The 12,305-nt window shown below is 33.5% G+C and carries 12 protein-coding genes; 5 read left to right on the top strand and 7 right to left on the bottom strand.

Annotated features, from left to right (window positions below; genetic code table 11):
• Positions 1–1,102: 1,102 nt before the first annotated feature.
• From F5ESL0263_RS06735 to F5ESL0263_RS06705, 7 genes are all read right to left on the bottom strand, one after another.
• A complete protein-coding gene (locus F5ESL0263_RS06735) occupies positions 1,103–1,777 on the bottom strand; it encodes a hypothetical protein (protein ID WP_122035794.1) in 675 nt (224 codons plus the stop codon).
• A 109-nt stretch (positions 1,778–1,886) separates the two neighbouring features.
• The gene (locus F5ESL0263_RS06730) at positions 1,887–2,075 is read right to left on the bottom strand and encodes a hypothetical protein (RefSeq protein WP_122035792.1); all 189 of its coding nucleotides are present in this window, start codon (positions 2,073–2,075) and stop codon (positions 1,887–1,889) included.
• A gap of 824 nt (positions 2,076–2,899) precedes the next feature.
• The gene (locus tag F5ESL0263_RS06725; RefSeq protein WP_158593024.1) at positions 2,900–4,294 is read right to left on the bottom strand and encodes a phage/plasmid primase, P4 family; all 1,395 of its coding nucleotides are present in this window, start codon (positions 4,292–4,294) and stop codon (positions 2,900–2,902) included.
• A gap of 245 nt (positions 4,295–4,539) precedes the next feature.
• Entirely contained in the window at positions 4,540–4,806 is a 267-nt protein-coding gene (locus F5ESL0263_RS06720; protein WP_122035788.1) for a DNA-binding protein, read from the bottom strand.
• A gap of 3 nt (positions 4,807–4,809) precedes the next feature.
• Positions 4,810–5,052, bottom strand: coding sequence for a hypothetical protein (locus F5ESL0263_RS06715; RefSeq protein ID WP_122035786.1), 243 nt, complete (start codon positions 5,050–5,052; stop codon positions 4,810–4,812).
• A gap of 3 nt (positions 5,053–5,055) precedes the next feature.
• Entirely contained in the window at positions 5,056–5,307 is a 252-nt protein-coding gene (locus F5ESL0263_RS06710; RefSeq protein WP_122035784.1) for a hypothetical protein, read from the bottom strand.
• 11 nt (positions 5,308–5,318) lie between these two features.
• Positions 5,319–5,498: a helix-turn-helix domain-containing protein gene (locus F5ESL0263_RS06705; protein WP_199724314.1), complete on the bottom strand. Its 180-nt coding sequence runs from the start codon at positions 5,496–5,498 to the stop codon at positions 5,319–5,321.
• 142 nt (positions 5,499–5,640) lie between these two features.
• Between F5ESL0263_RS06705 and F5ESL0263_RS06700 the strand changes: the two genes are divergently transcribed.
• The 5 genes from F5ESL0263_RS06700 (at position 5,641) to F5ESL0263_RS06680 (ending at position 12,167) form a co-directional block, all read left to right on the top strand.
• Positions 5,641–6,336: a helix-turn-helix transcriptional regulator gene (locus F5ESL0263_RS06700; RefSeq protein ID WP_122035780.1), complete on the top strand. Its 696-nt coding sequence runs from the start codon at positions 5,641–5,643 to the stop codon at positions 6,334–6,336.
• Between the two features lie 100 nt (positions 6,337–6,436).
• On the top strand, positions 6,437–7,588 hold the full coding sequence (locus tag F5ESL0263_RS06695; RefSeq protein ID WP_122035778.1) for a site-specific integrase: 1,152 nt from the start codon (positions 6,437–6,439) through the stop codon (positions 7,586–7,588).
• Between the two features lie 205 nt (positions 7,589–7,793).
• Positions 7,794–8,102, top strand: coding sequence for a hypothetical protein (locus F5ESL0263_RS06690; protein WP_122035776.1), 309 nt, complete (start codon positions 7,794–7,796; stop codon positions 8,100–8,102).
• A 596-nt stretch (positions 8,103–8,698) separates the two neighbouring features.
• The gene (locus tag F5ESL0263_RS06685; protein WP_122035774.1) at positions 8,699–9,283 is read left to right on the top strand and encodes a hypothetical protein; all 585 of its coding nucleotides are present in this window, start codon (positions 8,699–8,701) and stop codon (positions 9,281–9,283) included.
• Between the two features lie 379 nt (positions 9,284–9,662).
• Positions 9,663–12,167 carry an ATP-dependent Clp protease ATP-binding subunit gene (locus F5ESL0263_RS06680; protein ID WP_122035772.1) on the top strand — a complete coding sequence of 835 codons (2,505 nt, stop codon included), beginning with the start codon at positions 9,663–9,665 and terminating at the stop codon, positions 12,165–12,167.
• Positions 12,168–12,305 lie beyond the last annotated feature (138 nt).

Below are 12,305 nucleotides of genomic sequence, written 5' to 3'. Positions count from 1 at the left end.
ATTTTGATAGATATTTAAGAAGTAGCTATCATAACCAGTTCAAAAAGGGTGGTTATAGGTATATCTATAAAACAAATTATTTGAAACGATTTTGAAATGGGTCACAGCCATAACGGATGTTCTAAATGGGTCTGAGCCACTTAAAGCATCTCTGGAAATATATTTAGTGGCATAATGAAACTAAATGAGAAAGTGCTCCTATATAAAGAAGTAGGGGTGGTGAATGCTGTAATAAACCACGTTTCTGGTTTGGTATCGCTGCATCCCAATAATTAGCCACGATCTTTGAATAAAAAGCAAGCATTTTCCAGCATTTAGGGTGCAAAGATAATAGCTACAAAGACTGTTGTATAAGGATTAATGCAATTAAAAGATGTGCGCAAAGTGCACCCAAAAAATTTCATTGAGGGTGCACTCACGGTATTTATTATTGCATGGGATGCTGTTCTAATATTCCCTATATACCAGATTTTTAAGCTTTATTCCTGGCTTAGGTACGCTGATATGAATTATAGAAAAGGTTAGCGTTTGTTAGCATAACCACTTGTCTATAAAAGTGTTAAGGACTTAGTTGTTTTCTCTAAATAAAGTTTCGCTTTTTTCCGTAATTATTAAGCCCCTTTGATGCTCTTTTAGGCACTTTAGATGCCGTTAAATCAGCCTTTGGCGTAGTAGGCCCCCCTTTCAAAAAAATTCAAAAAATGGTCTGTCACGCAAGCAAACACCACTTGTTGCGGCTCCTCGCCTAACGATAGTGGGGGCGGGGGTCAATTATTATCAGGGTAGAGAACGGTGGTACACGGATCACTGCTAATCCAAGGGATGCATTTCGTGATAACTATCAGCAATAACTCTGATAATTATAGAGATAAAGAAACCACCGACCTTGCAAATTGCCTAAAGATTAAATACTGCAACCGTGAATGGCCACACACTATTCGATAACGCATTCCAAATATTGTTAAACATTGTTTCTAACTTCCTTTCGAAAATAAATATAAATCTTAGACAATAAGCAATCAGTATCTTATTAGATTAGAGCAAACAAAAAGACACATCTATGTCCTTTATATCGACATTTATGTGTCTTTGTTGGTTGAATTTAGTTTATGTCCCCACAACTGCATGCTCCCCCATGAGGCATTTCTTCTTTCGGAACTTCCATGATATCAACCAAAACTATGTTCATTTTATTAAATTTATCAATTCTTTCAATCCATCTTTGACGATACACCCTATCATCAATCGTTGAAAAATAAAGATTAACTCTTTTAGGGCAACGAGAAAAATAGCTTGGGTCACTCATTGTACTATGAGGTAATATGATAGCTCGTTCATTTCCCATTACACACGTTTCTATATTACAATAGTCTGTTCTTATTACATTACCGGTTAATTTGTTTTGATATTCAACTTTCAATGCTACGTTAGTAGCTACGGCTTGACTTACATTTTTAAATTCATACGCATGAATATCATTCTTAAATTCATATTCACTATTATTTTTAAAAGTATTGCCAATTTTTTGAGAACTAGCATCCTCAATTAGAGTCCATAAATGATCCTTATGCTTAGTTAAATAAGAAAGTTTCATAAAAGAAAAGAAAGGTCGGTTGGCTAATATTTTATCTTTCTCTTCTTTATTTTTTTGCACATGCATTTGCCAATAAGCGAATATAATCGCCCCTAATGAACCAATACCACTTACCCAATCAGCAACTGTTCCCCATTCTAATTTAGATAAAAAAGGTATTATGGTTCCATTTATCCAACTCATTGTGTTCACCTCATAAAAAATAATACAAAAAACTAGCCTTTTTAGCTAGTTTGTATTAAATGAATATATTCAGATGAGCATAATTAAAATTAGCATCAATAGCTATATTTTAGTTATTTCCTAGTTGCTTGACCTCACGGTTAACTTGATTGCCTTTGACGGTGTAGATATAAAATGTCTTAGTTGAAAAGGAACCACAGAATAGTGTAGGGGTACCGTCATGCTCAACGGCTATCCTAGACCAAGTTAGCTCATCGTTCATTTCATCAAAGTAATCGCTATGTTCAGCCTTGTTCAATCACAGAAGTGGATAGCTGCTTGTTTACCAGACTTCCTTTTAATCTGCATGACAAAATCTAATTTATCGAAGTTGTTTAAATCTCCAAGTGAGTAATACATATAATTTAATTCCTTTACTTAATACATGTGATACGGTACAAAGACATGGCACAAATAACTAATTCAACAAATCCTTTATGTATCAAGGTTTTGATGGTTGTGGTACATCTGGTACAAATTGGAAAATCCCCCTCTAGCCTACAGCCTGTAAGCTTGGAGTAAAATGTACACTTTTTTTGGCTTGATGGAGATTGTATATAGGGGGTATATAGTCCTATATAATATATATGTTATTTTATTTATTTTAAAAAAGAGTGTACCACTAGTACCTTACTTACTCTCTCAACGAGTTAGGCATGTTTTTTTATCTGAACCTAGAAAGTTCCATTTGCACCGTGGTTACTCTCATAAGGGCTTATTAAAAATCTGTGGTTTGTACCTGTCTTTAGTCTTTATAAAAATATCGCCCTTTTCGAATTCAATTTCTTTGCTTAACCATTCGTCACAATTATTTTTTTGCTGTCACAAATCAGAAAACAGGCATAAGCCTTACAGCCTCAAGGTTGAGAACAAAGAACAAAAAAATTCTGCAATTTTACTCCCCACACGTATATATACTATATATTATATATATTATATATTTTCTGCTGTTTTAAATATAAGGGTGTTCCTTTGTTCTTTACCTAGTTACTCAAGGGATTAGACCATTTTGATTTTTTTGATTTAATTGTTCACAGGGGTTCCTTTGCTGATATTTCAGTGCTTATGAGATGTTCCCTTAGTTTATTTCGCCTTGATATTTTTGTAGTAATAAACACGTGGTCTTTTGCCATTGGGTAATCTAAGTTGTTTGCTAATTCGTAATATTCCTTTTCTTTCTAATTCGTTTTTGAGTTTAGTCATTGATAAGGGATGCTTAATTCTATTGGCATCACACCAATTCTTATAAGCTTGGTATAAATTTTCTTGGTTTACAGTTGAATTTTCAGATTGAATGTAATTTTCATTAATAAATTGCTGAACTAAATCGTTGTCAGTTAGCCATTTGTTTCTTGCTTTCAAAATTGATGGAGTTTGTGTAAGAGTATGTTTAGCCATAGCTTTCTCTGCTAAGTACATACATAAGTAAACAAATTTACCACGTTCTTTTTCTATTTTTTCAGTATCAATGTTCTTATCAAAGTTTTCTATTCGCTTGAAGTGAACTATGTTTACTCTCCGTTTAAAGCCATTACTAGTATCGGAAAAGCTAGGCTCCTCATTACCAATGAATAGCAGTTTAGCGTGGTTAGAGAAGGTGATATCAGCTTTATTTTTTACTTGGGCGTTCATTTCACCACCACCTGTTAGAGTTTTAATAACAGCTGGGTTCTTAATAAAAGACTTTGAAATATCATCGTGGATATTTAAGCATTTGCCAAATAGCTCTGAAAGACTAAAGTTGTTGCTCTTATCATCTGTTAAGTTCTCTAACGAAACATGAGAAACATTTTCTTTGCCTAGTAATCTTTGTAGGTAATTTGCGAAAGTGGTTTTACCGTCACCACCTTTACTTATTATCAAAACGAAAGCTTGAATAGGTTTGTAACTAGGGTAGAAAGAGTAGCCTATCAATTCCATTATTGGAGTTATGTTCTCGCCAAACGATTCCCATAACCACTTGGACGTTTCTAACTGTGCTACTTTTTTATTCTTGATATTGATTAATTCCTTATCTGCATCAAACGGAACTAAGTCATAATCAACACAGGAAGTGAAATAGTATTTGGGGTCGTGTTCTTGTAATTTGAATGCATCCCAATCCCAAACACCATTTTTAAAGTTAAAATAGTTACCACGTTTTTTACCGAACGTATCTATCCATTTAACTCGTTTAATGCTGTAACTAACAAAGTCGAAAGCATCCTTAACCACTCGAGCAGTCCACACGTTATATCTGTTTAAAAGCTCTGTAATGACGCTCTTAATGCTTTTAATGTTCCTAAGGCACCAGTACCCTTTAACTTCGTTATACTCGTAGAACTCCTCTTTATTGCCGTTCTCGACGATGATAAAGTTATGCTCGTTGAGGATAGCTCGGCCAAATTTGGAAATAATGACTTTAGGTTTGTCATCATTGTAAAATTTTATCCAGGTGGGAGTTCCTTTGATATGTTTTTCTTTTTTATTATCAGACAAATTTGAAACCTCTCTTTCTAAAATGCTGTATTAGGACTCGATACAAGCTGTTATTACTTTCAGACTTTTAATTGAGCTATTTATATCTTTTAGACTTTTGTTTATTTCGTTTAAACATTGGATTAATTCTTCGTTACTATTTTGATTCATAATTTATTTCCTTTAGTTAAACACCTAAGATTAATTCACTTGCACGTTTCTAGATGTTATAATTACTTAAATACCGTTTTCTTTTTCGTGGTTGTTTAAGAAACGGTTTTTTCTTTGCTCTGAATCCATTTAGTGATGGATTGCTTACCATATAGTTTGCGACCGTCAATTACGGCCACAGGCATGCCCAGAGAGGCCCAATAAGTAATGGTAGAGGGAGCAACCCCAAAGTACTTTGCAATCTCTACACGGTTTAAATATGGCTGCTGAGGGGATGCTGCTTTTTTAAGACTGTCTTTAATCAGACCACAAATATAGTTTTGTAGGTCTGTTTTTTGTTCTTGGTCTAATTTGAATTCCATGGTTTATTCCTCCTCAAAATTGATTAATGATTCTGTATGAGATATTTCATCTCGCAAATTGCATGCATAAACTCTCATTAAATCAGCTAATCCATAGATTTTTTGATAATCAGCTAACGTCATGTTTTCCGCCCCCTGTATGCTATGTAGTTTTTCAAGCATTAACTCAATGGCTCTTAATAAGTTTTCACTTTTTAAAGATGCAGTTATTAGACCGTTGTCTATATCTTTAACAGTTCTCTTCATGGTTTATTCCTCTCCGCAATAAGTTAGCATGTACGAATTATTTACCAAGTCGCTATAGCGCTTAGTAAAACTCTTAATTACATTTGTTAAAGCTGATATTTCGTTTAACTGATTTAGTGTTAAGTCGCTAGGACTTTCAATTTCAGTTATTTTGTCTGAAAGGACAGTCAGACAATTAAAGATATCCGAGCTTTCTGTTGCCATCTGAATAAACTTATTGTCGAATTCATTGCTTACTTTGATTTTTCTTTCCATAGCTTTTCTCCTTAATCATTAACTGTTTGTTGGTGTTCTTTCATAAATTGATCAATTGCAGATTTGCTAATCTTTTTAGTTTTTCCAACTTGAATAATTGGTAATCCAGCATTAAACAGATTCCTTAATCCCTGATATGAATTAATACCTAAATAATTCATAGCCTCTTTATATGTAAAATATTCAACCATTATCATTACCTCCTGTTACAAATATTCGTAATGGTAATGGAATTATATATTACAAATATTTGTAAGTCAATAAATTATTGCAAATATTTGCAATATGAATTATTCTATTGATTATAAAAATATGTAAAAAGATGGAGATAATATGACTAACAGAATAAAAGAGTTCAGAAATAAAAAGGGGATGTCACAAAGCCAGTTTGTACAGACCTTCAATAAATACATAATTAATAAAAATTTGAAACCTATAACAATTCCGACATTTTCAAGATGGGAAAATGCATTAAATAGTCCGACCGAAAAAATGTGGACTTACTTATCTGAAGTGATGGGGGTATCAGTAATCATTCTGAAAGGTGCATATAGCAAAAAAGAAATTCTAGAAGTCTTAAAAAATAGTTATATCTCTGAATCTAAGAAAACTTCTTTAAGTTATAGTGAGAAAATCTTCGAAATTTCATTCAACGTGGATTTGATATGCATAGCGAAGGGCTTAATACCATATGATGAGCCAAAATTTAATCTGCTATCTGAAAAGGAAATCAATAATATAGATTTTTGGAAGGAAAACTTTTCGTTTATCTTTAAAAGTGTTGCTGTTAAATGGTTAGTTACTAAGCCTTTGGATGCTACTAAAGAAGATATAGTAGATGCTCTTAACGATGCTTTGTCCGCTGAACTGCTCAAGCTAGAGAGAGATGATAGAACTCAAAAAGATGGCGAAGAGTGGATAGAATCTCCTAAAGAGCTTTTGAAAAAAAGACAAGATTTTATCAATGAACATATTTTTGTAGATGAAGATGGAGAGGCATTTCTAGATTTTAGTAAAACCAATAATTAGTTTCTCCATGTAATACTGCTTAAATCCAAATTAACATGTTAAATATTTAAGATTAGTTCACTTGCACGCCTTCTGATGTTAAGAAGGGAATTAATTAAACATGGATAATGAAATTAAAGAGTACACCACACCTAGTGGCCAAAGCAGATTTGGATTTAATATTTATGTTGGTAAAAATGATGCGACAGGACATACGATTCAAATAAAAAAGCAAGGCTTTAAGAGCAGGGATGCTGCCGAAAAGTCTTACTATGAATACAAAATAAAAGTCCTGAATGGTGAATATGAACCACTTACCAAAAGGCGCTACACCATGAAGGACTTGTTTAAATTATGGTCTAAGACCTATAAGACTACGGTTAAAGAAAGTACATATGCCACTGCATTAATGATTTTTGATAACCATATTCTTAAGGAATTAGGTAATATTTATATAGATAAGCTTACCATTTTCCAGTGTCAAAATGCGGTAAATAAGTGGTTTGAAATTGCCCCTAAGGCATATAAAAGATATATTCGCTATGCATCCCGCATGCTTAATTATGCTGTTGATCTTGAATTAATTGATAAGAATCCAATGAAAAAAGTTGTAAGACCAAAGTATATTGAGCAGCCAAAGGAATTTGACAATTTCTATTCTAAAGAAGAATTGAAAGAATACCTTGAATGCGCTAAGAAGGTCAAATTTCAATACTACGTATTCTTTAGATTATTAGCTTATTCAGGGATGAGAAAAGGTGAGGCTTTAGCTTTAAAATGGAATAGGATAGATTTTCTACATAGCACAATTAGAATAGATAGGTCGGTAAGTAGGGGATTAGAGAATCGCCTGTATATTTCTACACCTAAGACTAGGACTAGTATTAGAACCATTCAAATGGATAAACAAACCATGGGTGTGTTAAAAGAGTGGCGAACACGTCAACAAAAAGAAATGTTGAAGATAGGTTATAATTTTATAAGTACGGATAATTTGGTGTTTGCGACTAACCAGAATAAGCCACATCAGCCAACGAAGACTACTGATTGGAACAGTAGGATATGTGAATTTGGTAAATTAAGACATATTACTTCCCACGGATTTAGACATACTCATGCATCCCTACTATTTGATTCTGGGGCATCGATGAAAGAAGTTCAAAAAAGACTAGGTCATTCCTCAATTAAAACGACAATGGACGTATACACTCACGTAACAAAGCAGAGTGAGCAGGAGACAGTGACTGGGTTTGAAAGATATATGGAAGGCTAAAATCGACTTCATATCGGACTTCATATGTCGAAACTATCGCTATAATCGTTGATATATAGGCGTTTTAAAGAGCAGAGTTCAAGACCTGTTTTCCCGATAAATGAGAATTTGCCTTTATGTCAAAGGTATGAATTAGATTTTATATCATACTTTTAATCATGAGTAAAAAAATAAAAAGTAAGTTTAATTATTGAGGAACATTAAGATGAAAACAAATATTGGAATTATTGTTTTATTCATATTTATGATTTTATCTAGTATAGCTGCTGCTTGGGATTTTTTTGAAAATGATAAGCATTCATATTTAGACATAATAACTTTTCTTGCAGGATTATCTGTTTTTACATTCTTTTTAGTTACTTACAAACAATTTTTAACTATAACTATAATTTCGAATTTATTAATAGTCATTTCAGCAATTTTGCATGGTATTTTGAATAAATCGTTTCATCTAATGCATCATGTAGTCAGAATAGTTTTATTGTTTTTGGTATATATACTTTTATTAAGTTAATTAACATATATAGTATAAAGCTTAACGTTAGGCTAATTATTTAAAAAATTATTGTCGGACAATGATCTTTCAGTACTTTAAAAGTAATTTTGAGAAGTCAATCAAAAATTTAGTAAAGCCTAAGGATACTAGTAGCTACATTGACTATACAATATAAGAAGATTCTATTTAGGGTGAGTTCAGAAGGTTAGACAATTTTGAGGTTATTCATAAATTATAATTAATTTGTTTACGTCGACATAAACGCAAGTATCCTAACTATTAGGAAACGATGGGGCACCTAACTTCATTCAACGCAATTTCTTTGTTCTACGCTCTAACCTGAAAGTGGTACATTGACATAATCAGGTTTTACCCTGTAGGAATAAATTTTATTCTATGCAATTTTATGGAATCCAAATCTTAACCTGATAATGATATTGTTTAATTACATGCACTTAAATTGTGCAGCATTATGTAAATATCTTGTGCGGCTCTTTGTCAAACAAATATTTAACTTTCAAAAAGGCGCCTTTCTGAAGCTAGCTCAAATAGGAAATATATAAACCTGGAAAATTAATAAAAACTTGAAGCATAGCAAAAAAAGGAGATTTTGGATGATAATCAATAAAAAAGATTGGAGTAACTACCTTAATAAAAAGGAGTTAGTGAAAATTTATGGGAAATCACAAGATAGTTATATATTTGCAGTAGGATATATGATTGCCGATATAGGTCAATACTATATCTTTGAAGTTGTAGACGATATTGGCAGTTTAGATAGTTATGTTTTATATAAAAAGACGGAAATTGAAAAATTAGTATGTAATGATAGTCATACAAGGATGTTTGATTTCTATATTGACTACCTAAAAAAACAAGATGAATATGATAGATTAAACTTACGGAAAGTATATAATGATATTCCAGATAATGATATCATTACTTTGTTAGATTATTGTTGTAATTACGGCTTTTATGTCACTATAGCTGAATCTGAAGATGAATATGAGGAAACTGTAAAAATAATTTCTGTTGACACGCAAAAGGTATTAATTGATCAAACAGAATATTGTAAAGACCATAATTTGATGGACGAGGTTAGATCCGATCCAATCGAAATCGCTGATATTCTGACACTAGATATTATTAGTAAAGAGAATTTTTTGTATGAACAATATCTTAAACAAAAAAATAGCTAGTTAAATTTATTCGCGCAAAAAAAGCAACTTTTTAGGTTGCTTTTTATTGTACACAAATTTAATTATAAATAAGGTTAGTTGATTACATACGATTTCTGAAATCGATTAGTAAGTGAATAGAAATTTATATCACTCGTACCTAAACTAATCTACTTATATAGTGAATCTTTTGCTACAATCAAGGTATTTTGTTTAACGAAAATAAAACATTTGGAAAAGCACTTATATTAAGAAAACAGAAATTAGCATCATTAGCTAGTCTTTGCTATAATGGTGGCAATGTTTTTACGCTAAAAGCACTTTACTTGAAACAAAATATTTTACAATTCAGCCAAAAAGTTTATAGTGGATACACATCGTTTTTAAAGGTGGTGCTATGATGAAAAAATCCTATACCAAAAGTGCAAATCAAGTTTTAGAAATTGCACGTGAACAGGCACAGAGCTTTCATCATCGTTTAATCGGTACGGAACACGTACTGCTTGCGATGGTAATCGAATCTGATGGTGAGGCTGGTAAAAACTTGCGTGCATGGGGCGCAACGCCAACGGCTATCCGTGAAGAAATTGAACGCTATACCGGCTATGGCTCGGCAGGTAAATCTACTTATATGGAAATGTCACCTCGGTTGAGTATGGCATTATCTTATGCAGGAATCTTAGCTGAACGTGAAGGTTCAGCTCAAATTAAAACTAGTCATATTTTGCTTGGTTTGATTCTCAATGAACAAATTCTTGCTTCTGTCATTTTACGAAATTTGAACATAGATCTTCCTGGTTTGCGCAATGATTTATTACATTCGCTAGGTGAAGATATCGATAATATTGATGATAATGATCAATCTGATAATAGTGGTTGGTCGAGTTTTAATGGTGCGGATTATAGTAATTCCACTAATTCGCAAAGCAAAACGCCAACCCTTGATCAAGTGTCAGTTAACTTAAATGAACGAGCAGAAAATGGCAAGATCGATCCAGTGATTGGGCGAGATAAAGAAGTCGCTCGTGTAATTGAAATTTTATCTAGACGTAACAAGAATAACCCTGTTCTAATCGGTGAACCGGGAGTCGGTAAGACGGCTGTTGCTGAAGCGATTGCGACAGCAATAGTTAATAAAAAAGTGCCACATGACCTAATGGACAAAAAAGTCATCTCACTTGATTTGGGAGGTCTTGTTGCTGGTACTAAATATCGTGGTGAGTTTGAAGATCGACTGAAGAAAATTATCAAAGAAATTGTTGATGACGGAACAATTATTCTGTTTGTTGACGAAATGCATACCTTAATTGGTGCCGGTGGGGCCGAAGGATCAATTGATGCAGCTAATATTTTGAAGCCATCGCTTGCACGTGGTGACATTCAAATGATAGGTGCAACAACTTTTGACGAGTACCAAAAGTATGTTGAAAAAGATCAAGCATTAGCACGTAGATTTCAAATAGTGCGTCTAAATGAACCTTCTAAGGAAGAGACACTAGCTATTTTGAGTGGTTTGAAACCAAAATATGAGAAGTTTCACCATGTCACAATTACTGATGCGGCCCTTGAGAATGCAATTGATTTATCAAGTCGCTATATTTCTAACCGTTATTTGCCGGATAAAGCAATTGACTTAATTGATGAAGCTAGTGCAGCTGTCAAAATCAAGTCTGGTAAGGGCTCAAATAACCAGCTGGTTCAACTTAATGAACAAATTAAAAAAGTTATAGAGCAAAAAAATCAAGCTGCGATTAATCAGAATTTTGTCAAAGCGGCTCAGCTTCAAGATAGACAAAATAGCTTGCAATTACGCCAAGATAAGTTAAACGCTAAATTGGAAAGTGCGACTAGTAAAAAGTCTACAGTGCAACCAGAAGATATTGCTAAGGTAGTTTCAAACTGGACAGGCGTACCTGTTACTCAAATGAATCGCGATGAATCAAAGCATCTGGCTAATCTGGAGTCAGATTTGCATAAGCGCATTATCGGACAAGAGGATGCAGTTCGTGCAGTTAGTCGCGCAGTTCGTCGTAGTAGGAGTGGAATTAAGGATGAAAATCGTCCAATCGGTTCATTTCTATTCTTGGGCCCAACAGGTGTTGGTAAGACAGAACTAGCCAAAGCAATAGCGGCCTCAATCTTTGGTTCAGAGAATAACTTAATCAGAATTGATATGTCTGAATACATGGATCAAATTGCTAATAGTAAGCTGATTGGCTCAGCTCCAGGCTATGTTGGCTATGATGAAGGTGGACAATTATCCGAACAGGTTCGTCGCCACCCATATTCTGTAGTTTTGCTCGATGAAGTTGAAAAAGCCCATCCTGATGTTTTTAACCTGTTATTGCAAGTACTTGACGATGGCTTTTTGACCGATTCAAAAGGACGCAAAGTAGACTTTAAGAATACAATTATTATTATGACTTCCAACTTAGGCTCGCGTTCTTTATTTGACACCAAAGAAGTCGGCTTTAATGCTGACAATTCAAGCCAAGTTGAAATGCGAAAAGATCGTGTTCGTCAAGCGCTTAAACAGTTCTTCCGTCCAGAATTTTTAAACCGAGTTGATGAAACAATCATCTTTGATGAGCTTAACCAGCAACAATTACGTCAAATTGTCACTCTACTTACTCATAAGTTGATTGTCCGTTTGCAAAAGCAAGGCGTGCAATTGAAAATTTCACGTGCTGCTTTGGATAAAATTGCTAAAGATGGCTATAATCCTGAGATGGGTGCAAGACCTTTGCGCCGCGCAATTCAAAAGGATATTGAAGACGAAATTGCCTCAAAACTAATTACTGGTGAACTTGGTGATGGCGATCTTCTCAAAATTGGTTGTAACCATGACAAATTAAAATTTGAAATAGTTAAAGCAGAACCAAAAAATCTAGTTGGCTCTAAGTAAAACAATTGACAAATCAGTTATCATTTGCTATATTAGTGCGTGATTAAAAAGGCTGATTTTCAGGATTTTGCTGATATATTGTCCAGCAGAATAATAAAGGACAAAAACGACAAAGGTTGTTTTTGTCTTTTTTATGCT

It is taken from the genome of Lactobacillus sp. ESL0263 (genome assembly GCF_003692845.1).
GTDB lineage: Bacteria > Bacillota > Bacilli > Lactobacillales > Lactobacillaceae > Lactobacillus > Lactobacillus apis.
The sequence above is the reverse complement of the archived record's forward strand: the minus strand, read 5'-3'. Positions and strand labels throughout refer to the sequence as shown.

Excerpts from the sequence above, each read along its gene's own strand:
- F5ESL0263_RS06735 (WP_122035794.1), bottom strand. The coding sequence starts at position 1,777 with ATGAGTTGGATAAATGGAACCATAATACCTTTTTTATCTAAATTAGAA.
- F5ESL0263_RS06720 (WP_122035788.1), bottom strand. The coding sequence starts at position 4,806 with ATGGAATTCAAATTAGACCAAGAACAAAAAACAGACCTACAAAACTAT.
- F5ESL0263_RS06715 (WP_122035786.1), bottom strand. The coding sequence starts at position 5,052 with ATGAAGAGAACTGTTAAAGATATAGACAACGGTCTAATAACTGCATCT.
- F5ESL0263_RS06710 (WP_122035784.1), bottom strand. The coding sequence starts at position 5,307 with ATGGAAAGAAAAATCAAAGTAAGCAATGAATTCGACAATAAGTTTATT.
- F5ESL0263_RS06705 (WP_199724314.1), bottom strand. The coding sequence starts at position 5,498 with ATGGTTGAATATTTTACATATAAAGAGGCTATGAATTATTTAGGTATT.
- F5ESL0263_RS06700 (WP_122035780.1), top strand. The coding sequence starts at position 5,641 with ATGACTAACAGAATAAAAGAGTTCAGAAATAAAAAGGGGATGTCACAA.
- F5ESL0263_RS06695 (WP_122035778.1), top strand. The coding sequence starts at position 6,437 with ATGGATAATGAAATTAAAGAGTACACCACACCTAGTGGCCAAAGCAGA.
- F5ESL0263_RS06690 (WP_122035776.1), top strand. The coding sequence starts at position 7,794 with ATGAAAACAAATATTGGAATTATTGTTTTATTCATATTTATGATTTTA.
- F5ESL0263_RS06685 (WP_122035774.1), top strand. The coding sequence starts at position 8,699 with ATGATAATCAATAAAAAAGATTGGAGTAACTACCTTAATAAAAAGGAG.
- F5ESL0263_RS06680 (WP_122035772.1), top strand. The coding sequence starts at position 9,663 with ATGAAAAAATCCTATACCAAAAGTGCAAATCAAGTTTTAGAAATTGCA.